The 26,496-nt window shown below is 61.8% G+C and carries 32 protein-coding genes; 17 read left to right on the top strand and 15 right to left on the bottom strand.

The genetic code is table 11. The annotated features are described in order from the left end of the window. Entirely contained in the window at positions 1 to 1,644 is a 1,644-nt protein-coding gene (locus B5V02_RS01480; RefSeq protein ID WP_208647026.1) for a N,N-dimethylformamidase beta subunit family domain-containing protein, read from the bottom strand. A gap of 156 nt (positions 1,645 to 1,800) precedes the next feature. Between B5V02_RS01480 and B5V02_RS01475 the strand changes: the two genes are divergently transcribed. The 3 genes from B5V02_RS01475 (at position 1,801) to B5V02_RS01465 (ending at position 3,666) form a co-directional block, all read left to right on the top strand. Next, the gene (locus tag B5V02_RS01475; protein WP_013895829.1) at positions 1,801 to 2,049 is read left to right on the top strand and encodes a ParB N-terminal domain-containing protein; all 249 of its coding nucleotides are present in this window, start codon (positions 1,801 to 1,803) and stop codon (positions 2,047 to 2,049) included. Between the two features lie 148 nt (positions 2,050 to 2,197). Beyond that, positions 2,198 to 2,683 carry an SRPBCC family protein gene (locus B5V02_RS01470; protein WP_111542582.1) on the top strand — a complete coding sequence of 162 codons (486 nt, stop codon included), beginning with the start codon at positions 2,198 to 2,200 and terminating at the stop codon, positions 2,681 to 2,683. Positions 2,684 to 2,709: 26 nt separating this feature from the next. Next, positions 2,710 to 3,666 (top strand): alpha/beta fold hydrolase, encoded by a 957-nt coding sequence (locus B5V02_RS01465; protein WP_111542486.1) that lies wholly within the window; start codon positions 2,710 to 2,712, stop codon positions 3,664 to 3,666. Between the two features lie 50 nt (positions 3,667 to 3,716). On the opposite strand, the gene B5V02_RS01460 is transcribed toward B5V02_RS01465, so the two are convergent. Continuing rightward, positions 3,717 to 4,745, bottom strand: a complete 1,029-nt coding sequence (locus tag B5V02_RS01460) for an isopenicillin N synthase family dioxygenase (RefSeq protein WP_111542485.1) — start codon at positions 4,743 to 4,745, stop codon at positions 3,717 to 3,719. A gap of 116 nt (positions 4,746 to 4,861) precedes the next feature. Here B5V02_RS01460 and B5V02_RS01455 point away from each other — a divergent pair, with 116 nt between their 5' ends. From B5V02_RS01455 to B5V02_RS01435, 5 genes are all read left to right on the top strand, one after another. Continuing rightward, the gene (locus tag B5V02_RS01455; RefSeq protein ID WP_111542484.1) at positions 4,862 to 5,260 is read left to right on the top strand and encodes a GFA family protein; all 399 of its coding nucleotides are present in this window, start codon (positions 4,862 to 4,864) and stop codon (positions 5,258 to 5,260) included. Between the two features lie 152 nt (positions 5,261 to 5,412). After that, positions 5,413 to 5,610, top strand: a complete 198-nt coding sequence (locus B5V02_RS01450) for a hypothetical protein (RefSeq protein WP_111542483.1) — start codon at positions 5,413 to 5,415, stop codon at positions 5,608 to 5,610. A 197-nt stretch (positions 5,611 to 5,807) separates the two neighbouring features. Further along, on the top strand, positions 5,808 to 6,680 hold the full coding sequence (locus B5V02_RS01445; RefSeq protein ID WP_111542482.1) for an undecaprenyl-diphosphate phosphatase: 873 nt from the start codon (positions 5,808 to 5,810) through the stop codon (positions 6,678 to 6,680). Positions 6,681 to 6,755: 75 nt separating this feature from the next. Further along, positions 6,756 to 7,544, top strand: a complete 789-nt coding sequence (locus B5V02_RS01440; protein WP_111542481.1) for a phosphodiester glycosidase family protein — start codon at positions 6,756 to 6,758, stop codon at positions 7,542 to 7,544. A gap of 183 nt (positions 7,545 to 7,727) precedes the next feature. Beyond that, a complete protein-coding gene (locus B5V02_RS01435) occupies positions 7,728 to 8,807 on the top strand; it encodes a glycoside hydrolase family 25 protein (protein ID WP_111542480.1) in 1,080 nt (359 codons plus the stop codon). A 9-nt stretch (positions 8,808 to 8,816) separates the two neighbouring features. On the opposite strand, the gene B5V02_RS01430 is transcribed toward B5V02_RS01435, so the two are convergent. Next, complete coding sequence (locus B5V02_RS01430; protein WP_111542479.1) at positions 8,817 to 9,728, bottom strand: LysR substrate-binding domain-containing protein; 912 nt, start codon at positions 9,726 to 9,728, stop codon at positions 8,817 to 8,819. A gap of 103 nt (positions 9,729 to 9,831) precedes the next feature. On the opposite strand from B5V02_RS01430, the gene B5V02_RS40370 reads away from it, so the two are divergent. From B5V02_RS40370 to B5V02_RS01415, 3 genes are all read left to right on the top strand, one after another. Continuing rightward, a complete protein-coding gene (locus B5V02_RS40370) occupies positions 9,832 to 9,999 on the top strand; it encodes a hypothetical protein (protein WP_167458323.1) in 168 nt (55 codons plus the stop codon). A 47-nt stretch (positions 10,000 to 10,046) separates the two neighbouring features. Further along, a complete protein-coding gene (locus B5V02_RS01420) occupies positions 10,047 to 10,655 on the top strand; it encodes a class I SAM-dependent DNA methyltransferase (RefSeq protein WP_111542477.1) in 609 nt (202 codons plus the stop codon). Positions 10,656 to 10,845: 190 nt separating this feature from the next. Next, positions 10,846 to 11,820: a DUF3592 domain-containing protein gene (locus tag B5V02_RS01415; protein WP_245445585.1), complete on the top strand. Its 975-nt coding sequence runs from the start codon at positions 10,846 to 10,848 to the stop codon at positions 11,818 to 11,820. Positions 11,821 to 11,848: 28 nt separating this feature from the next. On the opposite strand, the gene B5V02_RS01410 is transcribed toward B5V02_RS01415, so the two are convergent. After that, entirely contained in the window at positions 11,849 to 12,193 is a 345-nt protein-coding gene (locus B5V02_RS01410; protein ID WP_245445584.1) for a hypothetical protein, read from the bottom strand. A gap of 196 nt (positions 12,194 to 12,389) precedes the next feature. Between B5V02_RS01410 and B5V02_RS01405 the strand changes: the two genes are divergently transcribed. Together B5V02_RS01405 and B5V02_RS01400 are read left to right on the top strand one after the other, a co-directional pair. After that, positions 12,390 to 12,911 (top strand): hypothetical protein, encoded by a 522-nt coding sequence (locus tag B5V02_RS01405; protein ID WP_111542475.1) that lies wholly within the window; start codon positions 12,390 to 12,392, stop codon positions 12,909 to 12,911. 4 nt (positions 12,912 to 12,915) lie between these two features. After that, complete coding sequence (locus tag B5V02_RS01400; RefSeq protein WP_245445583.1) at positions 12,916 to 13,530, top strand: hypothetical protein; 615 nt, start codon at positions 12,916 to 12,918, stop codon at positions 13,528 to 13,530. Between the two features lie 39 nt (positions 13,531 to 13,569). Here the strand turns inward: B5V02_RS01400 and B5V02_RS01395 are convergent, their stop codons facing one another. Then, complete coding sequence (locus tag B5V02_RS01395; RefSeq protein WP_111542473.1) at positions 13,570 to 14,538, bottom strand: MBL fold metallo-hydrolase; 969 nt, start codon at positions 14,536 to 14,538, stop codon at positions 13,570 to 13,572. A 174-nt stretch (positions 14,539 to 14,712) separates the two neighbouring features. Between B5V02_RS01395 and B5V02_RS01390 the strand changes: the two genes are divergently transcribed. Further along, on the top strand, positions 14,713 to 15,579 hold the full coding sequence (locus B5V02_RS01390; protein ID WP_425374341.1) for a LysR family transcriptional regulator: 867 nt from the start codon (positions 14,713 to 14,715) through the stop codon (positions 15,577 to 15,579). Between the two features lie 349 nt (positions 15,580 to 15,928). Here the strand turns inward: B5V02_RS01390 and B5V02_RS01385 are convergent, their stop codons facing one another. The 8 genes from B5V02_RS01385 to B5V02_RS01350 form a co-directional block, all read right to left on the bottom strand. Continuing rightward, the gene (locus tag B5V02_RS01385; protein WP_024504399.1) at positions 15,929 to 16,135 is read right to left on the bottom strand and encodes a type II toxin-antitoxin system HicB family antitoxin; all 207 of its coding nucleotides are present in this window, start codon (positions 16,133 to 16,135) and stop codon (positions 15,929 to 15,931) included. 4 nt (positions 16,136 to 16,139) lie between these two features. Beyond that, positions 16,140 to 16,217, bottom strand: a complete 78-nt coding sequence (locus tag B5V02_RS41350; protein ID WP_245445599.1) for a type II toxin-antitoxin system HicA family toxin — start codon at positions 16,215 to 16,217, stop codon at positions 16,140 to 16,142. A 128-nt stretch (positions 16,218 to 16,345) separates the two neighbouring features. Beyond that, positions 16,346 to 20,128, bottom strand: coding sequence for a vitamin B12-dependent ribonucleotide reductase (locus B5V02_RS01375; RefSeq protein WP_111542471.1), 3,783 nt, complete (start codon positions 20,126 to 20,128; stop codon positions 16,346 to 16,348). Positions 20,129 to 20,720: 592 nt separating this feature from the next. Further along, positions 20,721 to 21,032: a PilZ domain-containing protein gene (locus B5V02_RS01370; RefSeq protein WP_111542470.1), complete on the bottom strand. Its 312-nt coding sequence runs from the start codon at positions 21,030 to 21,032 to the stop codon at positions 20,721 to 20,723. A 129-nt stretch (positions 21,033 to 21,161) separates the two neighbouring features. Then, positions 21,162 to 21,650, bottom strand: a complete 489-nt coding sequence (locus B5V02_RS01365) for an NUDIX hydrolase (RefSeq protein ID WP_111542469.1) — start codon at positions 21,648 to 21,650, stop codon at positions 21,162 to 21,164. Positions 21,651 to 21,860: 210 nt separating this feature from the next. Then, positions 21,861 to 22,361 carry a xanthine phosphoribosyltransferase gene (gene gpt, locus B5V02_RS01360; RefSeq protein WP_006200882.1) on the bottom strand — a complete coding sequence of 167 codons (501 nt, stop codon included), beginning with the start codon at positions 22,359 to 22,361 and terminating at the stop codon, positions 21,861 to 21,863. A gap of 113 nt (positions 22,362 to 22,474) precedes the next feature. Next, the gene (locus B5V02_RS01355; protein ID WP_111542468.1) at positions 22,475 to 23,308 is read right to left on the bottom strand and encodes a universal stress protein; all 834 of its coding nucleotides are present in this window, start codon (positions 23,306 to 23,308) and stop codon (positions 22,475 to 22,477) included. An 81-nt stretch (positions 23,309 to 23,389) separates the two neighbouring features. Beyond that, entirely contained in the window at positions 23,390 to 24,133 is a 744-nt protein-coding gene (locus tag B5V02_RS01350; protein WP_111542580.1) for a competence/damage-inducible protein A, read from the bottom strand. Between the two features lie 176 nt (positions 24,134 to 24,309). Here B5V02_RS01350 and B5V02_RS01345 point away from each other — a divergent pair, with 176 nt between their 5' ends. The 3 genes from B5V02_RS01345 (at position 24,310) to B5V02_RS01340 (ending at position 25,652) form a co-directional block, all read left to right on the top strand. Then, positions 24,310 to 25,152: an alpha/beta hydrolase gene (locus tag B5V02_RS01345; protein WP_245445582.1), complete on the top strand. Its 843-nt coding sequence runs from the start codon at positions 24,310 to 24,312 to the stop codon at positions 25,150 to 25,152. Beyond that, positions 25,149 to 25,310 carry a hypothetical protein gene (locus tag B5V02_RS41345; RefSeq protein ID WP_245445581.1) on the top strand — a complete coding sequence of 54 codons (162 nt, stop codon included), beginning with the start codon at positions 25,149 to 25,151 and terminating at the stop codon, positions 25,308 to 25,310. The genes B5V02_RS01345 and B5V02_RS41345 overlap by 4 nt, the downstream gene beginning before the upstream one ends. A 66-nt stretch (positions 25,311 to 25,376) precedes the next feature. Then, positions 25,377 to 25,652 (top strand): hypothetical protein, encoded by a 276-nt coding sequence (locus tag B5V02_RS01340; RefSeq protein WP_111542467.1) that lies wholly within the window; start codon positions 25,377 to 25,379, stop codon positions 25,650 to 25,652. Positions 25,653 to 25,851: 199 nt separating this feature from the next. Here B5V02_RS01340 and B5V02_RS01335 read toward each other — a convergent pair whose 3' ends face one another. Continuing rightward, positions 25,852 to 26,091, bottom strand: coding sequence for a DUF2188 domain-containing protein (locus B5V02_RS01335; RefSeq protein WP_111542466.1), 240 nt, complete (start codon positions 26,089 to 26,091; stop codon positions 25,852 to 25,854). Positions 26,092 to 26,120: 29 nt separating this feature from the next. Further along, positions 26,121 to 26,399, bottom strand: coding sequence for a DUF982 domain-containing protein (locus B5V02_RS01330; RefSeq protein WP_111542465.1), 279 nt, complete (start codon positions 26,397 to 26,399; stop codon positions 26,121 to 26,123). Positions 26,400 to 26,496: the final 97 nt, after the last annotated feature.

Raw genomic sequence — 26,496 nt, 5'->3', positions numbered from 1 at the left:
TCAGGACTTTCTGAGGTAACGATCGAGGACATTCTTGGTGACGCGTTCGACCATCGGATCCTGTCTTAGCAGGCCGGCGACCCATTCGCAGCTTCCGGCGTGGAATACCTCGCCCTTGCCGCGCGGGAAATTGACGATCATGCCGTTGCCGCGTTTGACCTTTTCCAGATTTGCGTCGCTCGCTTCACCGAACAGCGTTTCGGCGGTGAAGCGGCCATCCTCGTCGGTGAGGAACTGATCCTCGATCGGAATGTCGGCGCTTTCCTCGACCTGGGATGCCATGCCGACGGCGAGAACCTGCAACCCGTCGGGCGCACCGCTGGTGGCGGTGGGGTAGGGCAGGCCGCCGCGTATCTCGAAGTCGAGCCCGTCGACCTCATAGCCATAGACATGGCTGTCGGCGCCCAGCAGGTCGCCATAGTAGATGCCGGTGCCGGCAAAGGCCCAGTGCTCGGGCCGGTAGACCGGAAAACCGCGCACGCCGCGCGGCGCGCAGCCGCCCCAGCCGGCATAGACACCGCGTGTCGCGTTGAGCCCGAAGGTTGCCGAGCCCGGGCGACCGATTTCCGGTGCTTCCCAGGAATTGGTGGCGCGGGTGACGTCGCCGCCGCGGAGATAGGCTGGATCTTCGGCGCGCGCGCGGTATTTGTAACAGACCTGCCGGCGGCCCTCGTCCTCCAGCCGCGTCTGCCACATGAAATTGCCGGCAAAGCGCGCCGCATGGCCGCCGCGCTCGACATAGGCGTCGACCGCATCGCGCATTTCCCAGGTCCAGTATTCGTCATGGCCGACGAAGACGGCGCAGTCATAGCCGTCGAGAATCTTGGGCGAAAAGTGCAGATCATGCTGGCTGGCGAGGTCGACCCCATAGCCTGCCCGCTCGGCGAAGCGGAAAAAGTGGCTGTCGTAACTGGCCCAGCCCGACGAGGCGTATTTCTTCGAATGGCCGGTGGCCAGCGCCCACTCCATATGCGGGTAGCGCGGCACCGTCTTTGGCGGCACGGCCACTTCCAGCGGCACGCGCGGCGCATCCTTCGGCAGCACGACGAAGCCGCGGCACCAGGGGCGTTGTGTCGACACGATGGGCGAATACTGGTTGCGGTCCGGCCCGGTGATGCCCTGGTAGTGGTTGGAGCCGCCCCAGGTGTTGTAGGCGAGCCAGGTTCCCGTCGCCGCCACCTGCAGCACACGACCGGGTTTCTTTCCGGGCTGCGGGCTGACGATGAACAGATGGTGGCAATGGATCGGCTTGCCGTCGCGGCCGTCTGCAGTCAGCGTTAGCCGATAGGCACCCGACGGCCAGTCCGCCCCAACGCGGAATTCGAACGATGCTTCCCAGCCACAGCCCTCGGCCGAGCATTGGTCGGGACTGTCCTGCCAGCGCGCCGCAATGCCCGATTTCTCGAACACCTTCGTCTCGGTGCTGCCGTCGCGGACGATCGCCATGTTGAATGCCGGAGCCGTCGAACTGACATGCAACGCCACTGTCTCGCCGGCGCGATAGGAAAACCGGTCGCTGTAACACCAGATCTCGCCGCGCTCGCCGTCCATGCCCGGCCATTCATAGTAGTGGCCGCGTACCGCGTGGCGGCGCTGGTCCGGCGTCAGTCCGAAATCGGGGAATTCGGTCGGAAGGTTGATCATGAAGCCCTGAACGTTCGAAGGCGCCATTTCGGCGATCTGCCGGTCGAGCGTCAAATGGAAACCATCGGGCCAGCATTCGTTAGCCGCGCCCTTGGCCCTCTTGAACAAACCGACTATCTCAGGGGAGGGCGGCGTTTTCCGCCACGGGGAGGCGGCATGCTCAGAGTCCAGAAGGTCAAGGTCGACGACATCTACGTGCCGACGGCGCGCAAGAAGACGCTGCATCCCGAGACCGTCCGGCATCTGGCCGAGGACATTCTGGAAAACGGCATGAAAACGCCGATCCAGGTCCGCCATGACGGCAAGCGTCATGTCCTGGTCGAAGGCCTGCATCGGCTGGAGGCGGCAAAATGGCTCGGCGAGACCGAGATCGATGCCTATCTGGTGCAAGCCAAGCGCCACTGACGCTTCTTCGTTCTTGGTCTCTATCCAGCAGACGCATTCTCCAGAATTTTTCGCTGGCCCAGAATTTTTCGCTCGCGGTGTCGGTCTGCGGTTCATCGGTTCGTCCTTGGGACGGAAGCCAGATCAAACGCACACCGATGACACCATCATGACCACCAAGCTCGACATCGCCCCCGCCAACGACCGCGAACTTGTTCTGGCCCGCATCATCGATGCGCCGCGCGAGAGCGTCTATCGCTGCTGGACAGATCCGAAACTGGTGACGCAGTGGTTTGCGCCAAAGCCATGGACGACGCCGCGCACCGAGATGGATGTGCGCACCGGTGGCTCGAGCCTGGTCGTGATGGCCGGTCCCGATGGCAATGAATTCCCCAACCCCGGCGTTTTCCTCGAAGTCATTCCCGGCAAGAAGATCGTCTTTACCGACGCTTACACCCAGGCATGGGAGCCATCGGAAAAGCCGTTCATGACCGGCGTGCTGACCTTCGAGGACGAGGGCAATGGCAAGACCCGCTACATTGCACGGGTCAGGCACTGGAGTGTCGCCGACCGCGAGCAGCACGAGACAATGGGTTTTCGCGTGGGTTGGGGCCAGTGCACCGACCAACTCGAAGAACTCGCCAAGACGCTTTGATACAGGCAGGGCTGGAGGAGGCTGACATGCTCAGATCGACGTTTTTTGCAATTTTCGTCTCGGCCGCGGCATTGTTCGCAGCGCCGGGCTTCACCAATGCAGAGGAGGCAAAACCTGCCATGACGACTGAAACCAAGACACTACCGAAGCCGGAAAAGTCCGGCCTGCTGCCGATCAACGGGCTGAACTATTATTATGCCGTCTACGGCAAGGGCGAGCCGCTGCTTCTGCTGCATGGCGGTCTTGGCTCCACCGACATGTTCGCACCGATCCTGCCCAAGCTTGCCGAGAACCGCACCGTCATCGGCGTCGACATGCAGGGTCACGGTCGCACGGCACTCGGCGACCGGCCATTCACCGTGGAGGCGATGGGCGACGATATGGCCGCCATCGTCAAGGCGCTCGGCTATCAGCAGGTTGACGTCATGGGCTATTCGCTGGGTGGCGGCGTCGCCTTCCGCATGGCGGTCCAGCATCCCGAAACCGTGCGTCGCCTCGTACTGGTTTCGACCGGCTATGCCACGGATGGTTTCTACGCCGAGATGCGCGGTCAGCAGGCGCAAGTGAGTGCGGCAGCGGCCGATTTCATGAAGGACACGCCGATGCACAAATCCTACGTCGCGGTGGCGCCGCATCCCGAGGACTTCCCAAAGCTCCTCGACACGCTGGGCAACTTCATGCGTCAGAACCGCGACTACTCGGCCGATGTCGCCAAGCTGAAGATGCCGGTCATGCTGGCCTATGGTGACAGCGACATGTACCGGCCCGAGCATGAGATCAAATTCTACCAGATGCTCGGTGGCGGGCTGAAGGACGCCGGCTGGATGCGCGAGAACCTGTCGCAGAACCGCCTGGCGATCCTGCCCAACCGCACTCATTACGACGTCTTCTTCGCCCCGGAATTGACGGCCGCGGCACTGCCGTTCCTCAACGGCGAAACCAAGGTGAAGACCTGGGACGAGGTCGTCAGCGAAACCGAATAACCCTGCCGTTCCCCGCCGGCCGTCTCGATCGAGGCGGCCGGTGGTTTTGTTTATGAAGCCTTTTTGCTGCGCGGCTGCCTGAGATGTTTGATGCCGCTCATCTCGACGAAATTCGTTGCTGACTCCCAGAGATAGTCGCCATAGAGAAACGGCTCGAAGGGCTCCGCACCATCCAATGGCAACGGCGTGATTTCGGCATCGACACGCGGCTCGTAGAAGAACGGGATCGAGAACCGCGCCGTCTTCGGCGCGATCACCCGGTGTCGCGTCGCCCGGACGCGCCCGCCGGTCCAGCGCTCCAGCAACTGGCCGAAATTGATCGCCGGCGTGCCGTTGGCTGGCGGCACGTCGATCCATTCGCCGGCGAGGTTCTTTGCCTGCAAGCCCTCGACGCCGTCCTGCGCCAGCAAAGTGACGAAGCCGGAATCGGCATGCTCGCGGCCGATGATCGTGCGCGTCTCGCCCTTGTGCACCACCGAAAACTCCGGCCCTCTGATGTCGACGCCGGCATTGGCGTTCCGCAAGGGATAACGGATCAGGCGCAGCGTCGAGATGCCGTGATCGAAATAGGCATCGAAGATTGTTTCCGGCAGGCCAAGCCCGCGGGCGATCGAGCGCATCAGCGCGTTGCCCACCGTCTCCATCGCGCGGTAGTAATCCGCGGCCGCCGCGCGCCAGCCGGGCAGGGTATCTTCGGCCGGCAGGGGCGTCGGCTCGCACAGCGGATCGTCGGAAACCGAGGCATCCGCCGCATCGGCAAGGTCCGGTCCCATGTCGATGCCTTCCTTGTAGGAAACGGCTGTCGGCTGCAGCGGGAACCAGCCGCGATAGACGTTCTTTTTGCTGCGGTCGAAATTCCAGCGCAGCAATTTCTGCTTCTCCTCGTCGGGAAGCGCGAAGAGGCGCAGCAATTGTGCTCGTTTGTCCGGCGTCAGCCAGTCATCGCCGGGAAAGTCCCGGACCGCCATGAACCCGATCCCGGCGGCGGCAGCCATGATCCTGGCGTCGGTGCGGTCGCGAGCGGACGAGGACGGTTCGAACAGATCCGCAATGCCGATGGTTTCGATGTCAGGCGTCATGGCTTCAGGTCCACCGCATCACGATAAGCGATGGCGTTGTATCAAAGCTTTTCAATTGACCCAATCGGCCCCGCCATTACCTTGCCGGTTATTCTCTCCACCAATGGATTAGGGCTATGACAAGATACGAGGGCGGATGCCTGTGCAAGGCGGTGCGCTATCACACTGAGGCAGCCCCCATCAACGAACGCATCTGCCATTGCCGGCTGTGCCAAAAGGTGATTGGCGCCGCCTTCAACGCACGCGTGCTGTTTCGCATCGACGATGTGACGATCGACGGGCCGCTGGCAACGGTGAACACCTCGCCGGAGCTCAAGCGCGGCTTTTGCCCAAGCTGCGGCACGACGATGTTCTCCCGGCGCGATTCCGCCGGCATCATCGGCATCACCACCGGTTCGCTCGACGATCCCACGGTCTTCAGGCCGCAAATGCATATTTTCACGGCCTCGAAGCAGCCCTGGGTTATGCTTGACGACGGCCTGCCGCAGTATGAAGGCGCACCGCCGCCAAGCTAGGGTTTCCCTTCTCCCAAGCGGGCGAAGCGAGAGCGCAAGCATGACCAAAATTTAATCGAAAGAGACACGGGATAGCCGGCAAAGCGTCATTGGCGGGCCATCTTTGTCTTCCTATTTAAGGGGCGCGGGCACGGTATTCGAGGAGACGACGGATGAACGACAGCATCAGCACCCTGGACGAGCTTTTGAGCGATCCGATGGTCCTGCTTGTGATGGAGCGCGATCGTGTGCGCCCCGAACAGGTGCGCATGCTGCTCGAACGGGTTCGCCGGCCTTCCGTCGATGAACCCGTCGTGCCGCCGGCGCATGTGATCGCCAGGACGTGCCAGAAACTCTGGCTGTGCCCATAGTCGCGTTGCGATTTCCCGCATGAACACTCAAGCCTGCCCGCGGCGGGCCGGCTTTGAACGGTGCGCATTTCGGCGCACCGGCGCCAGCTTACAAATCCGTAAATTGATTATCCGGTCCATGACGATAAGGCTTGCCCGGGATTGACCGACACCGGTCGGTCCGTGCAAGCCCGATCTCTCACACATGGAATTCGACATTGGCTGACATCTGCACTCAAGGCGTCGACACGGGCTTCGTCGGCCTGGGGTATGCCAAGGTGGCGTTCCTCGGCGTGGTGCAAGGCATCACCGAATTGCTGCCGATTTCCTCGACCGCCCATATGCGCATCGTGCCGGCCGTGCTCGGCTGGCAGGATCCGGGTTCTGCCTTCTCCGCCGCCATGCAGCTTGCGGCCTTGGCCGCGGTGGTCAGCTATTTCTGGAGTGACGTCAGGGAGATCGTGTTTGGTTCGCTCGACGCCCTGACGCGACGCGATTTCGCCGACCGGCATTTCCGGCTGGCGCTGTGGATCGTGCTGGCGACGATCCCGATCGTCATCGCCGGCGTGGCGCTCTCGGGCGTGCTCAACGCCTGCAATTCGCCGCTGCGCAGCCTGACGGTGATCGGCTGGGCTTGTATTGCCATGGCGATCCTGCTGGCGCTGGCTGAGATTTTCGCCAGCCACCGGCGCACCGTCGCCGAGGCATCGCTGGCTGATGCGCTGCTCGTCGGCGTCGCCCAGATCGGCGCGCTGATTCCTGGTGTGTCGCGCTCGGGCTCGACCCTGACGGCCGCGCTCGGGCTCGGCTTCAAGCGAGCCGAAGCGGCGCGTTTCTCGTTCCTGCTTGGGCTGCCTGCGATTGCGCTCGCCGGCCTCAAGGAGCTTTGGGAGCTGCACAAGGTCCATCTCGACGCGCATGGCTGGTCGGTTCTGGCGGTGGGGTTGGTCGTCGCCTCGGTTTCCGCCTTCTTCGCCATATGGGGGCTGATGCGCGTGCTGGAGCGTTTTTCGGCCTGGCCGTTCGTCATCTATCGCGGTGTGCTCGGTGTCGTCCTGCTGCTGAGTGTGGCGATGGGATGGCTTGTCTGAGGCGTGTCCGTCCACAGTATCGCTTGAAACAGGCTATATCCGTACCGGAACATCAAACTGGATTCCGGTACGCGCATGGTTTTTTTGACCCTCCTGCAATCGCTGCCGCTATTGCTGGCGCTCGCCAAGGGTGCGCTGCCATCGGTGGCGGCACTCGGCATGGGATTTGGCCAATGGGTCGCCTCGCTGCCGCCATGTCGTGACTTCGCCTTTGAGGCGACCAGCTATCTCGTTTGCGAGGTCGACCCGAAGCGATATCAGGTCGAACTGTTCTGGAAAGATCCGGCGGGCAAGCCGTTTCAATCGCTGCACAATCTCAATGCCTCGCAGCAGGCTGCCGGGCGCACCATGCTGTTTGCCATCAATGCCGGCATGTATCACCCCAACCTCGATCCGGTCGGTCTCTATGTCGAGCATGGCCAGGAAATGGCGTCGGTGAAGACGGGATCGGGGAGCGGCAATTTTTCCATGCAGCCGAACGGCATTTTCTACATGAGCAACGGCAAGGCTGCGGTCCGCTCCACCAGGGACTTTCTGAAAAGACAGCCGCCGCTCGACTATGCGACGCAATCCGGGCCGATGCTGGTGATCGACGGCAAGCTGCATCCGAAATTCCAGGCCGACAGCACCTCGCGCAAGACCCGCGACGGTGTCGGCGTGCGAAAGGACGGTGTCGCGGTCTTCGCCATTTCCAAAGGCACGGTGACCTTCCATGCCTTCGCCCGTCTTTTCCGCGACGCGCTCGGCTGCGACAACGCGCTGTTCCTCGACGGCACAATATCCAGCCTGTTCGCTCCGGCCATTGGCCGCAACGATGACTACTGGAATCTCGGGCCGATGATCGGCGTCTTCGGAAAGTCCTAGCGGCTTTACCAACCGCTTGCCGCCGCGGCCGATCACTTGCGCCGAGAGCCAGATCGCGCCGCTTGGCGTGCATGAAAAAAATTGATTCAAACTTTATTGGTAATTTCTCGTTCATAACTGATCTGGTTTGTCCGTCGGCTGTCGTTTTGCCCTCGGTCTGTTGTGTTTTGAGTACAGGTCCAGATGCGGATTCCGGGCGTCATCAGTTTCTTGGTCGCATCGCTATGCCTTGCCGGCTGCACATCGACGGCCGGCGTCGACGCGCTGGATTTGCAGAAACCGTCCAACGAAACCACCAGTTCCGTGATACGGCCGCCGGCGCCGATCACCGCCGCTCCGAAGGCAATGGCCAGGAGTGCACCGAGCGACGAAATGGCGCCCATGGCTGACGATGCTCCGGCCGAAAATACTCGGCCTTTCGGCTTGGCGGAGGAAGAGACGGTGGCGTTTCCGGCACCTGAACTGCCCGACAGCGCCGAGCCGCCGGTCGAGCCGGCAGCCCTGGTGTCGCCGCCGAGGCTGTTGAGCCGCGCCGCCCCGCCGATGCTTGCCGGGCCGGTCACCCATTACGGCTTTCGCGATGCCAAGCCGATCAATTTCGGCAAGGCTTCGCCCCGGCACCTTGCCGTGCACGGCGTCGACGTCTCGCGCTGGCAAGGCAACGTCAACTGGGACAAGCTGCGCGCCCAGGGCGCCAATTTCGCCTACATCAAGGCGACCGATGGCGGCGACCATCTCGATCCGATGTTCACCAGGAACTGGCGCAATGCCGACGCCGCCGGCCTGAAACGCGGCGCCTATCATTTTTTCTACTGGTGCCGCACGGCGGGCGAGCAGGCCGACTGGTTCATCCGCAACGTGCCCAAGGTCGACGGCGCGCTGCCGCCGGTGATCGATGTCGAGTGGAACGGTGAGTCCAGCTGCAAGCGGCGGCCGTCGCGCGAAAAGGTGCTGGAAAAGATGCAGGTGTTCATGGACAAGCTGGAGCGCCATTACGGCCAGCGGCCCATCATCTACACCGCGCCTGATTTCTACCGCGACAACCTCCGGGGCGAATTCCTCGATTATCCGTTCTGGCTGCGCGCGGTGGCGCGCCATCCGTCGAAGGTCTACCCCGACCGCAAATGGCTGTTCTGGCAGTATTCCGGCTCCGGCCTGTCGCACGGCGTCACCGGCCGCATCGACCTCAACGTCTTCCACGGCGACGAACGGCAATGGCGCGCCTGGGCCGGCGGACGGATTTCCATCGCCGACGCCGACTGAGGCAGCCCATCAGGCCTGGCGTGCTTCGCTCTCCCGGATGTCGGCCGTCTGGGCCAGCACCCAGTCCCGGAACACCTTGATCTTCGGCGTGTTGCGGCGGCTTTCGGAGTGCACCAGCCAATAGCCATCGCCGTCAGACCCGAGGACTTCAAATGGCTGTATCAACTGCCCCTTTGCCAGGAGCGCGCTGTAGATGTTGCGGGTGAGGATAGCAGCGCCCTGATCGGTCAGTGCCGCCATCGCATCATAAGCCTGCGACCCCAGCGTCGGACCCGCGATGACGCGGTCGGGATCGAACGGTACACCGGCTGCTTCGAACCAGATTTTCCACCAGGGATCGGCGGCGCAGCATAGCGCCACCTTGTAGAGATCCTCGGGGTGGCGAATACCGCCCACGCTCTCGGCCAGTTTTGGGCTGAGCATGGGCGTATAGTCCGCCTTGAACAGATAGTGGGCTGTCAGGCCCGGCCATTTTCCGGTGCCGGTTCTGATCCCGATATCCACGTCCTCGCGCGTGAAATCGACCAGCCGGGACGATGTATTCACCTTCACGGCGAGGTCGGGATGCATGAGCTGGAATGTTCCAAGCCACACGGCCAGCCAGTTCGATGCAAATGTTTCCATGGTCGTCACGGAAAGCACGCCGGCCGCTCCACCTTTGGTGGCGAGCCATGCATCCGCCAAAGCTGAGAACGCGCCGGTTGCGTGCGGCGCCAGCTGCTCTCCGGCCTCGGTCAGGGCGATCTGCCTTGTTTTTCTTATGAAAAGCGGTGTTCCGGCGCGTTCTTCCAGCACCTTGATCTGATAGCTGGCCGCCGACTGGGTCATGCCGAGTTCTTCGGCCGCCTTAGTGAAACTGCCCAGCCGCGCTGCGGCTTCAAACACCCGAATGGCGCCCAGCGGCGGCAGTTCCCAGCTCATGACGCATCAATCCTCCTGATGCATAGTACGCGACGTTCGATTGGAAACCAAGCCAGGAAAACGGCATGCTCTCTTCATCAACTCGAACCTGAAGGACATGGCAATGACCACCATCCTGCACAACAGTTTTCGTCGTCCGATCCTGGACCTCTTCGCCGCTCCCTTCAGGCCTCGGTCACGCGGCCTGCTCGACCACCGTGCGCTGTCGGATCATTTCCTGCGCGATATCGGGATGCTCGATGGCCACGCTTCCGCCGGCAGCATCCGCTGAGGACAGTGTCCGGCTCTTTGACCAACATGGATACAAGGGAGGAAAAGATGAGCGTGTCTGTAGAGGCTCTGGCAAAGAACCGTCAAACGATCGACTCCTACGAGGATTATGCGGAGCAGTATGATGCAATCGTGCGGCATGTTCCCAACCCGAGAGAGCAGGCAGCGCTAAAGCGCCTTGTGGCGATCGCCGGCACAGGCGGCCAGATTCTGGAAGTCGGGTCAGGGCCGGGATACGATGCAGACTTTCTGGAGAGTTTAGGCGTCAAGGTTCGGCGCACCGACGCAACACAGCGGTTTCTTGAGCTGCAGGCCGCGCGCGGCAAGCACGGTGAGCTACTCAATCTCATCACCGATGATCTCGGCGGCCCCTATGACGCAGTCTTGGCCCTGTGCGTCCTGATCCATGTGCCGCGCGAACAGACCGATCAGGTTCTTGCCAAGATAGCCGGGTCGCTACGGCCAGGCGGCGCGTTCCTCGTATCGATGCGCAATGGCGATGGCGAGACGGGCGGCAAATATCATACGGTCTACTGGCGCAGGGACGACTTCGCGGCCCGTGTCGAAAGCGCCGGGCTGGTCCTTATCAGGGACGATTTCAACGTCGGCCGCGATCGCGAAGAATGGAACACGTTCCTGGCCGTAAGGCCGTCATGAGGTAGCGCGGACGGCATGGGATGCCGTATGTCAGGCACTCGCCGGCATGAAGGCCGGGCCTGCTGCAAACTGCGCAGCGCCGTTGGGACTTGCCGGGCCAGTTACTCCAGCACTTTTGCGAATAAACAAGACATTGCCATTGCCATGCTGTCTATGTCTAGGGGTTGCTGCACTCCTGGGGGGATCGGAGTTGGAACTCAAATTACTGTTGGTCGGCTTTGCCTGCGTGGTCGCCGGCGGGTTGTCGATTGTTACTTTTCTGAAATGGCGAGAGGTGAAAGCGGTCAGCCGCTGGTTGCCGGCGCCGGGAAAGATCATCACCTCGCGCGTCGAGGCGCGTGAGGTCAGAAGCTCTGGCTCCGGCTCGGAGAGCAGCGATGCCACCGAGATCCGCAATTTTCCGGCGATCACCTTCGAGTACAAGGTGGGCAAGAAGACCTTCCAAAGTTCGCGCTACAGCGTGCAGGAGAACCTCGGAAATTTCGAAGTCACGGAGACGCTAGCGCGGTTTCCCCGCGGCGCCGCCGTGACCGTCTTCTATAACCCTGGCGACCCGGCCAAGGCCGTGATCGAGCGCACCATGCCGGAAGGCGCCTTCAAATTCATGATCCAGCTTTCGGCCGGGCTGGTGATCGGCGCGCTGGTGCTGGTGTTTTCAGTTGGCGGTGTCCTGGAGGCGATCGGGCCGCATTTGCCCAAGCCGCAGAACGTCGGTGCGGCGGCACTGCTGCTGTTCATGGGCCTGTTTGTCCTGCGCATGGGCTTCGTCCAGAAATCGATGGCAGAGCAGGCGGCAAAATGGCCGGTCGCCGCCGGCCGCATCGACGCGTCAGGCTTGCAGGCGATCAAAACCCGCGAGCGGTCCGGAGGCTATCGACCCTGGCGCACTGTTTTCAAATCCCGCATCGTCTACAGCTATGGCGTCGCCGGCCAGCGCTACGGCGCCGACCGCGTGGCCTTCGGCGCCAGCGTGACGGCGTCGCTGCCCGGCCTCGTCGGCGCTCAGGCGCGGCGCTATGTGGAAGGCAGCAAGGTCGACGTGCATTATGATCCCGCCAACCCCGCCTCGGCGGTGCTCGAATGCAGGGTGCTCGGGTTGTGGGTGCTGTGGGTCTGTTCCCTTGGCTTTCTCGGTGGCGCCGCCTTCCTGGTCGGGCTGGTCTGAGGCCCGAACGCCTTGAGGAGTGGGCGCCTTAGCAGCGCACAAGACGTCCGCTGTCGAAGCCAGGCCAGGTAAAGCGAACCGTTGCGCCATGCCTGACGATGTGGATGACACGCGTGAACGGCTCCTCCAGCGATGGGTCCGACCCGTAGCACTGGCTTGCATGCACCACCCAGCCGGTCAGGCTTTTGCGAAATATCGCGTGTTCGCAGCCGAACTCAGGAAGCGACAGGGCCGACTGATCGACGGTGAACATGGTCTGACGTTGGACGTCGGCGGCCGCGTGGCAGTTCAGCCTGTCGCTGGACCATGCCCCGACATAGGGCGCCACCGCCAGCGCCGGACCAGCCGCGAATGCGGATATTGCAATCGTCATCGCCAAACGCCGCATCACTAGGCTTTCTCCTTCGGTCAGTGCGCGCGACCATACAGACTGTTGGGGTTTGCGAGGGACAAGTTTTCATCAGGAGGGGACAAACGCCGCCGTTTGGAATTTCGCTTATGATTTTGCGCGGATGGTGCGACTGTGCGGGCCAGTCCGCGCCCAGGCAACACTTTCCCAGAGACATTTGATGATCACCCGCAAACTGGCCTTCCTCTTCCTGGGCCTGCTCGGCCCGATGCAGGCAGCGAGCGCAAAAGACTGTCTGCTGAGCCACGCCACCTATCGGGAACCGCGCTCGGGCGCGATTATGCAATTTCGGCCGCTCGACAACGAGCCGGCGGCGCTGACGGCCGAGGTGTTTTCGCTGACCGTGCCCCATACCGACACTCACCTGCCGGCCGACATCACCTGGACCAACGGCAAGAATTCGTTTCCGCTCGGCACCATCCGCCACCCTTGCACCGACGACGATCGCGAAGCGGGGCTGCAGGACGGCAGCGGCCTGTGCAGGATATGGGATGGGCAGGTCTATGCCTTGACCGGCGGCGGCGCCGAGCAGTTGAATTCGCGCGAAGCGACGCCGGCGCCGAAAGGGCTGTTGTTGCCTGATTTCGGCGCCGCTTTCACCGAATGGGCCGACTTCGCCAACGCCAATCCAGATGGCTCGGCATGGGATGCCTTCACTTTGACAGGATGCAGCGATGAATAGCGCCATGAAATCAATCGTCTGGGGCGGTGCCCTGTTTGCGTCCGTGACGATATCCGCAGTGGCGCGTGCGGACGAGCCGGTGCCGTCGCGCCCGCCCATCGACAAATGCGTCTGGGAAAGGCTGACGGACAAAAATGTCGGCCTTGCCGCCTGGGTGCAGCGCTGCGATTTCGGCTTTCGCCAGATCCACTTCGAGTTCGCCGGCAACGCTCTCGCCATCAAATACAGCGATGGCGGTGCGGCCGACCCTCTGGTCGAGGTTTTCGACATTAAGCCCGGCGAAACCGCCGAGGCTGCCTTGCTGCGACTCTTCCAGGAAAAGACCGACAAGGCCGTCAGCGCACGTTGCGTGCTGGCGCCCTACACCGAGGGCACCGTGCCAGCCGGCGTCAAACGCTATACCTTCAGCCCCGACGCCGCCTACGCGAAAGAGCTGAAAGCGCTAGCCGATCCCAACGAGGTTCCCGACCCGCCCTGCGGCGACTGGGGCGAAATGCCCGACGGCATCCAGTATTTCGAGGTGCCGGAGGGTGCGGCACAAAAGCTGCTTTTCGTCCGCATCGGCCAGGACGAGCCGTTGTTCGACGAGCAGACGCTACAGGTTTTGCCGGCGGGGTAGGGGCCGGGGCCTCATGGACAACTCGCTCTGAGGCGGAGGTTAGAGAACTGTCTTCAAAGGTTCGGGAATGTAGTGGAAGCCTTCGCCGTGCTTCACGACATGGCCAAGGCCAGGCCAGGGAAAATGGTATCCCATCATCCGCGTACGGTCAGATGTCAGCATGTCGAGCATTCGAACGCGCGTCGCCGCTGCCTGCTTGGCGTCCGTATCAAAGACGAATGTCCCGCGAGGATCTTCCAGCAGCAGAACAGAGTGATGGGCGAGATCGGCGGCGTAGCAGAAGGTTTCGGAGCTGGAGGTAATCATGAACATGGAATGTCCTACAGTGTGCCCCGGAGCCGCAAGTGCCTGGACGCCAGGCAGAAATTCCTGGCCATCCTTATAAAAGACGATCCGGTCGCGCAAAGGTAATAGGTTCCGGCGGGCAGTTTCGATAAGCGGCTTGAGTTGAGAGCCAAGCTTCACTTCGTCGGTCCAGAAGTCCAGGTCGGCCGAGCTGATATAAATTTGAGCGTTCGGAAAGACCGCCTGCCCATTGATATCGACGAGACCACCGCAATGGTCGGGGTGAGCGTGGCTGATCACCACGGCATCGATATCGCCGGGCGCGATGCCAGCCTTCACCAACGTTGAGGCTAACTTGCCAGGAAGCGGCCCAAAGCTTTTAGAAGTTCCAACCCCGGTATCAAAGACGATGAGTTTCTCTCCGGTGTTGAGAACGAGGACGTTCTGCTCGAGGACGATGTCATCGGTTGGCAAGAAATTACTCTGCAGGAGCTTGGTGATCTCCCCCGGAGGAAACCCGTTGAAGCTGGCTGCGGGTTTGCCCATCGGCAACGGTCCATCTGAGACGACCGTCGCCTCGATTGCGCCAATCATGAAACGATGGAAAGCCGGCGCTTGGGTGCCGAGAAAAGGCGCCCGAGCAGCGGCGCGGTTCGTGAGCAACGCACTGCCGATTCCCGCCGCCCCCAGCCCCAAAAGTGATCGTCTATCCAATGTCGACATCTCAGGTCTCCGATTTCGTTGATTCTGTTTGAATGTGACCGGCCGGATATCGGTGGGAGCGTTTTTGCCCGGCGCGGATCCGCCTGAATATTGATCCGATAGCAATTAAGAGATAAATAGCGGAATGCGCCACTTACTCGTAACCAATGGTTTGTAATGGATCGATTATCCAGCATGGCTGTTTTCGTAAAGGCCGTCGAAGCCGGCTCGTTCGCCGCGGCGGCTGACGCACTCGACCTATCTGCCCCTATGGTCGGAAAACATGTCAAAATGCTCGAGGACCATCTGGGCGTCCGTCTCATTAACCGCACGACGCGCCGTCAGAGTCTGACCGAAACCGGGCAGTGCTTCTACGAGCGTTGCAAGACAGTGTTGATGGAGGTCGAAGCGGCAGAGGCTTGCGCGGCGGAAAGCCGTGCGATGCCGCGCGGCCGGCTGCGTGTGAATGCACCCGTGACTTTCGGTGCTCATTGTCTCGCGCCAATCCTGCCTGAGTATCTGCGGGCCTATCCGGAGGTGTCGGTCGATCTCGGCTTGAACGATCGCATCGTGGACCTTGTCGAGGAGGGCTACGATGCGGTTGTCCGGGTCGGGGCCTTGTCGGACTCGACTTTGATTGCGCGTCCTCTGGCGCCTTATCGCTTAGTCGCTTGCGCCGCGCCGAGCTATCTGACTGAACGCGGCTCGCCATCGTCACCCATGGACCTTGGTGATCACGAATGCCTTGGATTCGTTCATTGGGCGCCGCGCGGTTCTTGGGAATTCAAAGATGCAAATGGTGCCACGAGAACGGCAGCGATTGCTGCCCGATTGACCACAAACAGCGGGCAAGCCCTCCGCGCGGCGGCACTTGCGGGCTTTGGGATTATCCTGCAGCCGTTGGCGCTGGTGGCTGGGGACCTTGAAGCCGGACGGCTGGTCCAACTGCTGTGCGACTATGAACCGCCGTCGCGGTCCATGCATATTCTTTTTGCGCCCGACGAGCGGCCTGGCCCAAAGCTCCGCAGCTTTGTCGACTTTATGGTGCAGCGCTTCGGGTGAAATGACGATGGCATCAACGAGCCGCTGCGGCGGCTGAAATCCAAAGGGGGCGGGCCTTCAGCACGTCAACCCGATCTCACCCTTCTGCGACCCGCTGATCATATTCGTCCCGCGCTGCGTCTATGGCCTTGATGTTTTCATATGCCCATTCCCGGATGACGCTGACCGCTGCACTTAAGCCATGGCCAGTATTTCGAGGTGCCGGCTGGGGAAGCGCGCAAGCTACTGTTCGTCCGCATCGGCCAGGACGAGCCGTTGTTCGATGAGCAGACATTGCAGGTGTTGCCGAAGGGGTGAGGCGCTGAGGTCAGAGTCTGATCCACATCGAGTGGATCGCGGGAGCTGCCTTCTATGCCTCTACGTACTCTGCGAGGCTGACACCTTTGGGCACATCCAGCCCATCGGCTCGCAAACCTTCAATGTGAAAGCGTATCGCGTCGCGAATCTCGGTTTCCACCTCAGGCACAGTCGCACCGGTCGCGATGCAGCCGGGTAGGTCCGGCACGTAAGCGGAAAAATTGTTTCCTGCTTTTTCAATCACCACCGCGTAACGCATCTCATCACTCCTTCAAACCAGACTGCTTGAGGATGCTGTTCAGTGTCCCTGGCGCAACCTCATCAGACGGCTTGCCGGCCACGGTGACGCGGCCGGCTTTGATCTTGTGCTTATATTGGCGATGACTGCCTTGGTTGCAACCAGATACCAACCGTCAGCTTCCAGCAGGCGAATGACTTCGCGGACCGTAAGCCGAGGCGGCATCAGTTCTCAGCTGCACCCGCTCGTCGCGCCGCACGTATCGCACTTCTCACAAGTCCCGTTCCGCACCATGGTAAAGTTCTGGCACTCGGAGCAGGAATTGCCGGTGTAGCCCTGCAGCAGTGATTTGGCGCGGCGGTCGTTGGCGAGTTTCTTCGCCTCGGCCGCTTCATTGGCGGCGGCGTCGGTGAACAGCGCCGCCGTGGCGTCGGAAGCAACACCCGCCGCTTCCTCGAAGGCGATGTCCTCAGCCAATTCCTTTGCCCGCTCTTCATAGTCGCGCTTGTAGGCGACCGCTTCGTCACTGGCCGGTTTCAGCGCCAGCACGTTGGAGCCGGAGAAGGCTGTGGGTGCCGAGCGGGCAGGGGCGCTCGAGGGAGCCGCAAAACCCTTCGGATCATTGCCGCTCACCCGCGACACCAGCTTCACCGGCGAAGCGCCACGGGTCAGGCCCTTGGAGACCGCGTCGGTCTTGCCTTCGCTGATGCCACGGCCAAGTGCGGTGTTGGAAAAGTCCGACTGGTCGACATGGGCGAGGTCGTTGCGGCCGAGATAGGAAATAGCCAGTTCGCGGAACACGTAGTCGAGGATCGACGTCGCGCTCTTGATGGCATCATTGCCTTGCACCATGCCGGCCGGCTCGAACTTGGTGAAGGTGAAGGCGTGCACATATTCGTCGAGCGGCACGCCGTATTGCAGGCCGAGCGAGATGGCGATGGCAAAGTTGTTGAGAAGGCCACGCAGTGTCGCGCCTTCCTTGTTCATGTCGATGAAGATCTCGCCGAGACGGCCATCGTCATATTCGCCGGTGCGCAGGAAGATGGTGTTGCCGCCAATCTTGGCCTTCTGGGTGTAGCCCTTGCGGCGGCCGGGCAGCTTTTCCTGCTCGCGCGACACGCGCTCGATGATGCGCTCGACGATCCGCTCGGTGATCTGCGCGGCGCGCGCTGCCGCCGGTGCGGCGATCAGCTGCTCGATGGCGTCGTCCTCATCGTCCTCGCCATCGGCGAGCAGCGAGGAATTGAGCGGCTGCGACAGCTTCGAGCCGTCGCGGTAGAGTGCGTTGGCCTTCAGCGCCAGCTTCCACGACAGCATGTAGGCGCCCTTGGCGTCTTCCACCGTCGCATCGTTCGGCATGTTGATGGTCTTGGAGATGGCGCCGGAGATGAAGGGCTGTGCTGCCGCCATCATCTGGATGTGGCTGTTGATCGACAGCGAGCGCTTGCCGATCTTGCCGCACGGGCTGGCGCAGTCGAACACCGCAAGGTGCTCGGCCTTGAGGAAGGGCGCGCCTTCCAGGGTCATCGCACCGCAGACATGGATGTTGGCGGCCTCGATGTCCTTCCTGGAAAAGCCCAGCGCCGGCAGGATCTCGAACGAGAAGTCGTTGAGCTGCTCGTCGGTGAAGCCAAACGTCTCCTTCACCCAGTCGGCGCCGAGCGTCCACTGGTTGAAGACGAACTTGATGTCGAAGGCCGACTTCAAGGCTGCGTTGAGTGCCGCGATCTTGTCGTCGGTAAAACCCTTGGCCTTGAGTGCGCCGGGGTTGATGCTAGGTGCCTGGTTGAGATTGCCGTGGCCGACCGCATAGGCCTCCATCTCGGCGATCTGGGCTTCGGAGTAGCCGAGCGTACGCAGCGCTTCCGGCACGGCGCGGTTGATGATCTTGAAATAGCCGCCGCCGGCGAGCTTCTTGAACTTCACCAGCGCGAAGTCGGGCTCGATGCCGGTGGTGTCGCAATCCATGACCAGGCCGATCGTGCCGGTCGGCGCGATGACGGTCGCCTGCGCATTGCGGTAGCCATGCTCCTCGCCGAGCTCGATGGCGCGATCCCAGGCGGCCTTGGCGTGCACCGCAAGATCCTGCTGCTTCAGGTCGGAGGCGACCAGCGGCACCGGGTTGACGGCGAGCTTCTCATAGCCCTGCTTCTCGCCATAGGCGGCGCGGCGATGGTTGCGCATCACGCGCAGCATGTTCTGCGCATTGCGGTCGTAATCGGCAAAGGCGCCGAGTTCGGCGGCCATCTCGGCCGAGGTGGCATAGGCCATGCCGGTCATGATCGCGGTGAGCGCGGCGCAGATGGCGCGGCCTTCATCGGAGTCGTAGGGAATGCCGGATGTCATCAGCAGGCCGCCGATATTGGCGTAGCCGAGGCCGAGCGTGCGGTATTCGTAGGACTGCTTGGCGATCTCCTTCGACGGGAACTGCGCCATCATCACCGAGATTTCGAGAACGATGGTCCACAGCCGCACGGTGTGCTCGTAGGCGGCGATGTCGATCGTGCCGTCGGCGTTGCGGTAGGGCAGGAGGTTGATCGAGGCCAGGTTGCAGGCCGTGTCGTCGAGGAACATGTATTCCGAGCACGGGTTGGACGCCCGGATCGCACCGGCGGAGGCGCAGGTGTGCCAGTCGTTCATCGTCGTGTTGAAATGCAGGCCCGGATCGGCGGAAGCCCAGGCGGCGTAGCCGATCTTTTCCCAGAGATCCCTGGCCTTCAGCGTCTTCAACACCTTGCCGTCCTTGCGGGCGGTGAGGTGCCAGTCGGCATCGTCCTCGACGGCGCGCAGGAAATTGTCCTTCAGCGAAACCGAATTGTTGGAGTTCTGGCCTGAAACGGTGAGGTAGGCGTCCGAATCCCAGTCGGTGTCGTAGGTCTTGAACGACATCGACGTGTAGCCCTGCTTGGCGAACTGGATGACACGGTAGATGTAGTTCTCCGGCACAGCCGACTTCTTGGCCGCCTTGATCTCGCGCTTCAGCGCGGTGTTGATCGACGGGTCGAAACAGTCGTCGTCCTGGCCTTCGCAATTGACGCAGGCCTTCATGATCGCTTCGAGATGCTTCTTGACGATCTTGGAGCCGGTCACCAGCGAGGCGACCTTCTGCTCTTCATTGACCTTCCAGTCGATGAATTCCTCGATATCGGGGTGATCGGCGTCGACAATGACCATCTTGGCGGCGCGGCGCGTCGTGCCGCCCGACTTGATGGCGCCCGCCGCACGGTCGCCGATCTTGAGGAAGCTCATCAGGCCGGACGAACGGCCGCCGCCGGACAGTTTTTCGCCTTCGCCGCGCAGCAGCGAGAAGTTGGACCCGGTGCCGGAGCCGTACTTGAACAGGCGCGCTTCACGCACCCAAAGGTCCATGATGCCGCCCTCGTTGACGAGGTCGTCCTGCACGCCCTGGATGAAGCAGGCATGCGGCTGCGGATGCTCGTAGGAGGACTTCGACTTGGTCAGCTTGCCGGTGAACGGGTCGACATAGAAGTGGCCCTGGCTCGGGCCGTCAATGCCATAGGCCCAGTGCAGGCCGGTGTTGAACCATTGCGGCGAGTTCGGCGCCACGCGCTGCGTGGCCAGCATGTAGGCGAGCTCGTCGCGGAAGGCGCGCGCGTCTTCCTCGGATGATTTGAAGTAGCCGCCCTTCCAGCCCCAGTAGGTCCAGGTGCCGGCAAGCCGGTCGAAGACCTGGCGGGCGTCGATCTCGGAACCGTAGCGCTCGGCTTCCGGCAGCTTGGCAAGCTCGGCCTCATCGGCGACGGAGCGCCACAGGAAGGAGGGGACGTCGTTCTCCTCGATCTTCTTCAGCCGCGCGGGGACACCGGCCTTGCGGAAATACTTCTGCGCCAGGATGTCGGCGGCGACTTGGGAGAACTGCGCCGGCACATCGATGTTGTCGAGACGAAACACCACCGAACCATCCGGATTCTTGATCTCCGAAAGCGCCTTGCGGAATTCGATCTCCGCGTAGGCAGATTGTCCTGGCTTGGTGAAACGACGCTCGATGCGCATTGGTCCGGTCCCTTTTGTCTATATATAGCGCTTTCGTCAGGGGATTTCTGCCCCCCATGCGAAACGCGCATGTCCGCCGCCTGCCGGCGTTCGAAAACGGCCGGCTCTCCATTTTGCAGTCTCCGCCGGCCTGCTGGTCAAACTCCTTGCGAAGTGCCTGTCCAACGCGCCGACGAACCCGCGGGTCCCTCAAAACTGATTTTTTTCCGATTCCCTCACTCGAGGGAAGTTCACACTATCTAGCGCCGAACCTGCCTGCAAACACTAAATATAGTGTTAACAGACAATTTATTCCAGTCCGACAATTCTCCCTATCGTCCCCAACCGCCCCGCAATCCCAACGCTTCCGCCGGCCTCGTAAACAGGCGGAAATGCGGGAAAAAACACACATAATCCGGGAAAAAGACCGGGCTCAGAACTTTCCGGTCGCACTCTCAACAGGAGCGCATGGCCTATAAAAGGCGACTCGTTTTGCGCCGTCAAGGATTCGTTTGCGTAGCTTTTGTGACCCCAACATCTTGTGTGTCACATATGTGGATAACGGGGATAGAATTGCAGCGCGGCGATCGCTTCGCCGCTGCATCCGGAGGGATCAACCGTAATGCAATTTCGGCTTTGGCTCGGTGCCGGTGAACTGCACCCCGACGCGGTCATTGCGGCGCCAGCGAACCTCGCACCGATAGGCAATGCCGTCGAGCGGCACGTAGAGAAGGAAGCGATCGGGAACCCGTGACTCGAGCGGTATCTTCAGTTCGGCGCCGCTGTCGTGCTGATTGCGCAGCGTGCAGCCGACCTCCGAGTTCTGAATCCCGGTGATGATCGATCCGCCCTTGAGCACGCGCGGACGACGTTCGCGCTGAGGCTCGCCGGAATCTTGCTGAATTGGGTTTACAGGGTTTGCCATCGATAGAGCGCCCGATCGACCCGATTCTTACCCGCCAATGATTAGCAAACCATTCACAGCGCCGCATCGAACTGGGCCTGTGCACTCTATGGTTGTGGGCTGGACCTCTTACGGCAGAAGGGCGACCGATCAGGGGAACCTGTGCGGGTCGGCGCAGAAATAGGCGATGATCTGGCAAAGGTCGGGTTCGTTGATCATGCGCACCGCTTCGCTGGAACTGACCCATCTGCGGGTGCGCGAGTGTTTTTCCTTCCAGCGATCGGCGATCTTGTCGACGTGCAGCGGAAACACCAGGACTTCGCACGGCACTTCTTCGCCGGAAGCCAACACCTTGGCGTAGAAGTAACGGCCGGCCTCAAGGTGCGACACCGTTCCGCGCAGCCCGGCTTCCTCGCCGGCCTCGCGCGCCGCGGCCTCACAGAGTGGCTCTTTGGCCTCGGGCCAGCCCTTGGGAATAACCCAACGCCCGGTATCGCGGCTGGTGATCAGCATGATCTCGACACCGTTTCCGTTGTCGCGCCAGGGCAGGGCGGCAACCTGCAGACGGCACGGCGCCGTGCCGAAGAGCCGCCGGACCCTTTCGGCCAGATGATTGTGCGTCGTTGGCCTCGTCAACATCGGAGAAGCTAGCCCCAGCCTCCAGAATCGTTTGCCGTCTCACGAATCTTACGGCCAATCATAAGCAATAAAAGTAAAAACTTTGACCCGTCTGGCCAATTTCCGCCAATGAACGTCGATTTCGCAAAATGTCTGGCCCGCAAGGCCCATTTGCGGAAGCAAATGATGCCCGACAGTGGCGGCTGATCTGGAAAAGGCAGATGTTGCGAATCAGCCGGCGTGGTCGTCGGCGATCGGCTTCTGATATGTGAAGCCCATGTCCCACGGGAAATAGATCCAGGTGTCCTGGCTGACTTCGGTGACGAAAGTATCGACCAGCGGCCGGCCTTTCGGCTTGGCGTAGACGGTGGCGAAATGCGCCTTCGGCATCATCGCCCGCACGATGCCCGCCGTCTTGCCGGTGTCGGTCAGGTCGTCGATGATCAGCACGCCGGCGCCGTCGTCGGCCAGCAGGGCGGGGGTGATCTCCTTGAGAACCTGCAGCTGCCCCTGGCTGGTGTAGTCGTGATAGGAGGCGACGCAGACCGTCTCGATGACGCGGATGCCAAGTTCGCGCGAGATGATGGCAGCCGGAACCAGCCCGCCACGGGTGATGCAGACGATCGCTTTCCATTGCCCCTTGTTGGCACCCGCAAGCCGCCAGGCGAGCGCCCGGGCGTCACGATGGAACTGGTCCCAGGAGACCGGAAAGGCTTTTTCGGGAAGGGACATGTCGCGCACTCCGCAGCACGCGGGGATCGCGCGCAGGAAAACAGGGGAATGCGCGCGGAATTAACTGGAAAGCCTTGGCCTTGGCAAGGGCGGCCTGAGCGATCGTTGTGGACTTAACGCGACAGGAAGGCGGCCACCGGCGACGTGCGGAGCACAGTGCGCGTCACGCCGCCGAACAGAAGCTGGCGCAACCATGAGTGGCTGTAGGCGCCGAGCACCAGCAGATCGGCGCCGGTTTCCGCGATCCTGGTCTGGATGATGTCGTCGATCGAACTGCCGCCCGACCTCTGCACCGAGACGCTGACGGTGGCGCCGTGGCGCGACAGCGCGGCCGCGATTTCGGCGCCGGCGGCTTCCGGGCTCTCGTCGAGCGTGTCGGGTGGATCGATGACCAATATGTCGGTTTTCTCGGCTTCGATGATGAACGGCAGTGCGTCAAAGGCGGCGCGGGCCGCTTCCTTGCTGCCGTTCCAGGCCAGCAGCACATGCTTGAAGCTGGTGATCAACGGACCCGCATGCGGCACCACCAGCACCGGCCGGCCAGCGTCATAGACCAACGTGTCGACATCCGCGCCCGGGTCGCCGCCCGTTTCGCGCTGCGCGGCGATGATTAGATCGGCGGCGCGCACGCTGGAAATACCGGTCAGCGCGCTGTCGCCCGAAAAGCTCTCAAGGCTTCGCCACTCGAAGGAAAGCCCGGAATTCTCGATATGCTTAAGAAAAATGGCCTGCAGCTTCTCGGCGCGCTCCCGGTTCATGTCGGCCGAAACCTGCAGGAACTCGGTGTCCGGAAAGCCGGTGGCCGAGGTGTAGGGCACCGGAAGCGTTTCGGCATGGATACCGATCAAATGGCTCTGGAATCGGCTGGCGAGTGGAATGGCGCAGTCCAGCACGCGCTCGGCGTCCTGCTCGTTTTGCAGAATGGCGACGATGGTCTTGAATCGCATGGTAATCCCTCAGTTTGCAAGCGATCGAACTCGCGCGAAGGAAACGTTCCAGCGTCGTGCTTGGTTCCGGTCTGGACCGGATCATCCGGGATTGCTGGCGAACCCGGCCACCATCGCCTCGACATCGGCACGCGCTGCGTCCAGCGCGTCCTGGCTGCGGGCACGCACGACCAGTTCGGTCCAGAATTTGCCATCGCCATATTTCGGATAGGAGCCGATGATCGTGTCCGGATGCGCTTTCTGGATATCGCCCAGCGGTCCGCCGATGAGGCCCTCGCCGAATGGGCAGTGCACGGTTGCCGACAGCATCCTGGTGCCGGCCTTCAGCGTCGGGACGACGTTGTCGAGCATAGCCTGGAAGATCGACGGTACGCCGGCCATGACATGGACGTTGCCGATGCGAAAGCCGGGCGCAACCGACACCGGATTGTCGATGAGATCGGCGCCGCGCGGCATCCGCGCCATGCGTTTGCGGGCCTCGGTGTATTCGATGCCGCGCGCGGCATAGCTTGCCTCGAGCAGGGCATAGGCCTTGGCATCGTATTCGCAAGGCAGGCCGAAGGCTTTTGAAATGGAATCGGCCGTGATGTCGTCATGCGTCGGGCCAATGCCGCCGGTGGTGAACACATAAGTGTAGCGTGCGCGCACCGCATTCACCGCCGCGACGATCTCGTCTTCCTCGTCCGGGACGATGCGCACCTCCTTCAGGTCGATGCCGATCGCCGTCATGATATCGGCGAGATGGCCGATGTTCTTGTCCTTGGTGCGGCCGGACAGAATCTCATCGCCGATGACAAGCATGGCGGCGGTAACGATTTCGGGCATGGAAGACTCCGGCAAGACGGGTCGCTTCAGATAGCGCGGCGCGGCAACCGCTGCAATGCTGCCTGAGAGGACCAGCAAATCATATCGACGGGCGGTCCTTGCGCCGCCCGTTCGATGCAAGGTTGCAGCGGCACCGGATGCGGCTAAGCTCAAGCTGGCTCTGGTGCGGGTGAACAATGTTCCTGTCGATTCTGTCGTGGCTGCTTGCCGTTCTGTTGTCGCTGGCGGTCCTGGGGATCGCCAGTCTGGTGTTGGCGACGCTGTGGATCGCGGCGAAGGCCGAAAGGCTGGTGCCGCCGGTCGGAAAATTCATCGAGATAGACGGCAACCGCATCCACTATGTCGACCAGGGCGAGGGGCGGCCGATCGTCTTCCTGCACGGGCTTGGCGCCCAGCTCCACCATTTCCGGCACACTCTGTTCGGGCGGCTTGGTCCGGGCTACCGGTTGATCGCGCTCGATCGACCGGGGGCGGGCTATTCGGTGCGGGCGAGCGGCGCGACGGGGCGGCTGACCGAACAGGCCGAGATCGTGCGCCGCTTCATTGAAGCTCTCAGGCTGGAAAAGCCGCTGGTGGTCGGTCATTCCCTGGGCGGCGCCATCGCGCTGACGCTGGCCGTGGAACATCCCGAGGCGATTTCCGGCATCGCCCTGTTGGCGCCATTGACCCATGTGGAAGCCGATGGGCGCGAAAAGTTCGGCTCACTCTATATTCCGTCACGCCTGTGGCGCTGGATCATGAGCTATACGGTGGCGATACCGACAAGCCTCAGATATGCGCGGCCGACAATGGAGTTCATCTTCGCGCCGCAGATCCTGCCTGGCGACTACATGGTCGCGGCCGGCGGCTGGCTCGGGCTCAGGCCGGCCCATTTTTATGCCATGTCCTCCGATGTCGTGGCGATAGAGCGCGACCTTGGCCGCATCGAGGGGCGCTATGGCGAGATCGCCATGCCTGCCGGCATCCTCTTCGGCGATGCCGATCGCGTGACCCGCTTTCACACCCAGGGGCGCCGATGAGGTCGAGGATCCAGGGGCTCGATTTCGAAGTGGTCGAGGGAATGGGGCACATGCCGCAATTCGTCGCGCCGGAGCGGATCGTGGCCTTCATCGAGCGCGTCGCCAACCGGGCTTTCGCAGGTCGGGACATCACCGCGGGCTCACAACAATTTCACTGAACCATTCGGCTGATTGCCGGTTTTACCGGTGTCGCACCCAAGGCGGCCAAGACACGGAGTAATTCAATGGTCACGAAACTTCTCGCTGCATCCGTTTTGACGATCGGTCTCGCCACATCGGCAATGGCGCAGTCGTCGGACAGCACCTATTCCAACCACCACAACTGGCTCTTCGGCAACGAGAATTCCTCGGCTGTCGATCAGAGCACCACCGGAAGCATCAATGGCGATAGCTCAGGATTGAACACCCTGGGTAATACCGGCCCGGCCGGACCTTGTGCCTCCAGCACCGCCGATGCGAATGCCCAAGGGAACGTGAACGATCAGTACTGCGGCAAATAGTCAAAACACGATCCCGAAAAGTGGTTACCGATTTTGGAAAAGATCGTGCCCAAAAGCTAGAGCATGATCCCGAAAAGTGGTTACCGGTTTTCGGGAAAGATAATGCTCAAAAGCTAGAGCCCGCAGGGCAGTCGCTGGCCGCGGAACGTCATTCTCTCCGGACGTCTGCGGTCGGCGTCCTGCATGCCCAATATTGAAATTAGTCTGACACTTCCGTCTGCGGCCGGTCTCGACCGTCGGCCAGTTCCTCGTGCCATTTGCCCTCGGCGTCCTCGTACTGGATGCCGTCCGTGGCCCCGGCAACCTGCTGCTCGGATGAAGCGATTTCGGCGGCGCGCAACGCGTCCTGATGCGTGGGGAACGTCTCCGAGAAGGTCTCTCCGACCTTATAGGCCCAGCCGCCGTCATGCTCGACGATCTTGTAAGTCAGCTTCGCCATGAAAACCTCCAGTTGAAAGGTCCGTCTGCTCAATGCAGCCGGTCGTCTGACAGTCTGTCGTCGGGCACAAGGACTTCCGATTCCTTGGCGGCTTCAATCAGCGCCCGGCGCGCATCCGCTGTCGAACGATAACCTTCCAGCACTTTGAGGCAAGTGTCGAGGGCATCACGATGGCGCGGGCCGCGATTGAGCGGCCACACGGTCATCAGGCATTCCGCCGCCTCCTGGGCACTGCGGATATGGCGATATTTGCCGACGTGGCCAAGTTCGACGACGACCGGCACTTCAAAAGGTTTGTTGTCCATCATGGCCGCAACGCAAAGCAGCCAATTTGGTTGCAACCGTGGCCTTCAGCCTGCGCCCAAAAGTCGCGTCGCGTTTGCGACGCGCTTTAGGTCTTTGTTT

Source organism: Mesorhizobium kowhaii (assembly GCF_003253745.1).
Lineage (GTDB): Bacteria > Pseudomonadota > Alphaproteobacteria > Rhizobiales > Rhizobiaceae > Mesorhizobium > Mesorhizobium kowhaii.
The sequence above is the reverse complement of the archived record's forward strand: the minus strand, read 5'-3'. Positions and strand labels throughout refer to the sequence as shown.

Coding starts and splice junctions, on each gene's coding strand:
- B5V02_RS01480 (WP_208647026.1), bottom strand. CDS start 1,644: ATGATCAACCTTCCGACCGAATTCCCCGATTTCGGACTGACGCCGGAC.
- B5V02_RS01475 (WP_013895829.1), top strand. CDS start 1,801: ATGCTCAGAGTCCAGAAGGTCAAGGTCGACGACATCTACGTGCCGACG.
- B5V02_RS01470 (WP_111542582.1), top strand. CDS start 2,198: ATGACCACCAAGCTCGACATCGCCCCCGCCAACGACCGCGAACTTGTT.
- B5V02_RS01465 (WP_111542486.1), top strand. CDS start 2,710: ATGCTCAGATCGACGTTTTTTGCAATTTTCGTCTCGGCCGCGGCATTG.
- B5V02_RS01460 (WP_111542485.1), bottom strand. CDS start 4,745: ATGACGCCTGACATCGAAACCATCGGCATTGCGGATCTGTTCGAACCG.
- B5V02_RS01455 (WP_111542484.1), top strand. CDS start 4,862: ATGACAAGATACGAGGGCGGATGCCTGTGCAAGGCGGTGCGCTATCAC.
- B5V02_RS01450 (WP_111542483.1), top strand. CDS start 5,413: ATGAACGACAGCATCAGCACCCTGGACGAGCTTTTGAGCGATCCGATG.
- B5V02_RS01440 (WP_111542481.1), top strand. CDS start 6,756: ATGGTTTTTTTGACCCTCCTGCAATCGCTGCCGCTATTGCTGGCGCTC.
- B5V02_RS01435 (WP_111542480.1), top strand. CDS start 7,728: ATGCGGATTCCGGGCGTCATCAGTTTCTTGGTCGCATCGCTATGCCTT.
- B5V02_RS01430 (WP_111542479.1), bottom strand. CDS start 9,728: ATGAGCTGGGAACTGCCGCCGCTGGGCGCCATTCGGGTGTTTGAAGCC.
- B5V02_RS40370 (WP_167458323.1), top strand. CDS start 9,832: ATGACCACCATCCTGCACAACAGTTTTCGTCGTCCGATCCTGGACCTC.
- B5V02_RS01420 (WP_111542477.1), top strand. CDS start 10,047: ATGAGCGTGTCTGTAGAGGCTCTGGCAAAGAACCGTCAAACGATCGAC.
- B5V02_RS01410 (WP_245445584.1), bottom strand. CDS start 12,193: ATGACGATTGCAATATCCGCATTCGCGGCTGGTCCGGCGCTGGCGGTG.
- B5V02_RS01405 (WP_111542475.1), top strand. CDS start 12,390: ATGATCACCCGCAAACTGGCCTTCCTCTTCCTGGGCCTGCTCGGCCCG.
- B5V02_RS01400 (WP_245445583.1), top strand. CDS start 12,916: ATGAAATCAATCGTCTGGGGCGGTGCCCTGTTTGCGTCCGTGACGATA.
- B5V02_RS01395 (WP_111542473.1), bottom strand. CDS start 14,538: ATGTCGACATTGGATAGACGATCACTTTTGGGGCTGGGGGCGGCGGGA.
- B5V02_RS01390 (WP_425374341.1), top strand. CDS start 14,713: ATGGCTGTTTTCGTAAAGGCCGTCGAAGCCGGCTCGTTCGCCGCGGCG.
- B5V02_RS01385 (WP_024504399.1), bottom strand. CDS start 16,135: ATGCGTTACGCGGTGGTGATTGAAAAAGCAGGAAACAATTTTTCCGCT.
- B5V02_RS01375 (WP_111542471.1), bottom strand. CDS start 20,128: ATGCGCATCGAGCGTCGTTTCACCAAGCCAGGACAATCTGCCTACGCG.
- B5V02_RS01370 (WP_111542470.1), bottom strand. CDS start 21,032: ATGGCAAACCCTGTAAACCCAATTCAGCAAGATTCCGGCGAGCCTCAG.
- B5V02_RS01365 (WP_111542469.1), bottom strand. CDS start 21,650: ATGTTGACGAGGCCAACGACGCACAATCATCTGGCCGAAAGGGTCCGG.
- gpt (WP_006200882.1), bottom strand. CDS start 22,361: ATGTCCCTTCCCGAAAAAGCCTTTCCGGTCTCCTGGGACCAGTTCCAT.
- B5V02_RS01355 (WP_111542468.1), bottom strand. CDS start 23,308: ATGCGATTCAAGACCATCGTCGCCATTCTGCAAAACGAGCAGGACGCC.
- B5V02_RS01350 (WP_111542580.1), bottom strand. CDS start 24,133: ATGCCCGAAATCGTTACCGCCGCCATGCTTGTCATCGGCGATGAGATT.
- B5V02_RS01345 (WP_245445582.1), top strand. CDS start 24,310: ATGTTCCTGTCGATTCTGTCGTGGCTGCTTGCCGTTCTGTTGTCGCTG.
- B5V02_RS41345 (WP_245445581.1), top strand. CDS start 25,149: ATGAGGTCGAGGATCCAGGGGCTCGATTTCGAAGTGGTCGAGGGAATG.
- B5V02_RS01340 (WP_111542467.1), top strand. CDS start 25,377: ATGGTCACGAAACTTCTCGCTGCATCCGTTTTGACGATCGGTCTCGCC.
- B5V02_RS01335 (WP_111542466.1), bottom strand. CDS start 26,091: ATGGCGAAGCTGACTTACAAGATCGTCGAGCATGACGGCGGCTGGGCC.
- B5V02_RS01330 (WP_111542465.1), bottom strand. CDS start 26,399: ATGATGGACAACAAACCTTTTGAAGTGCCGGTCGTCGTCGAACTTGGC.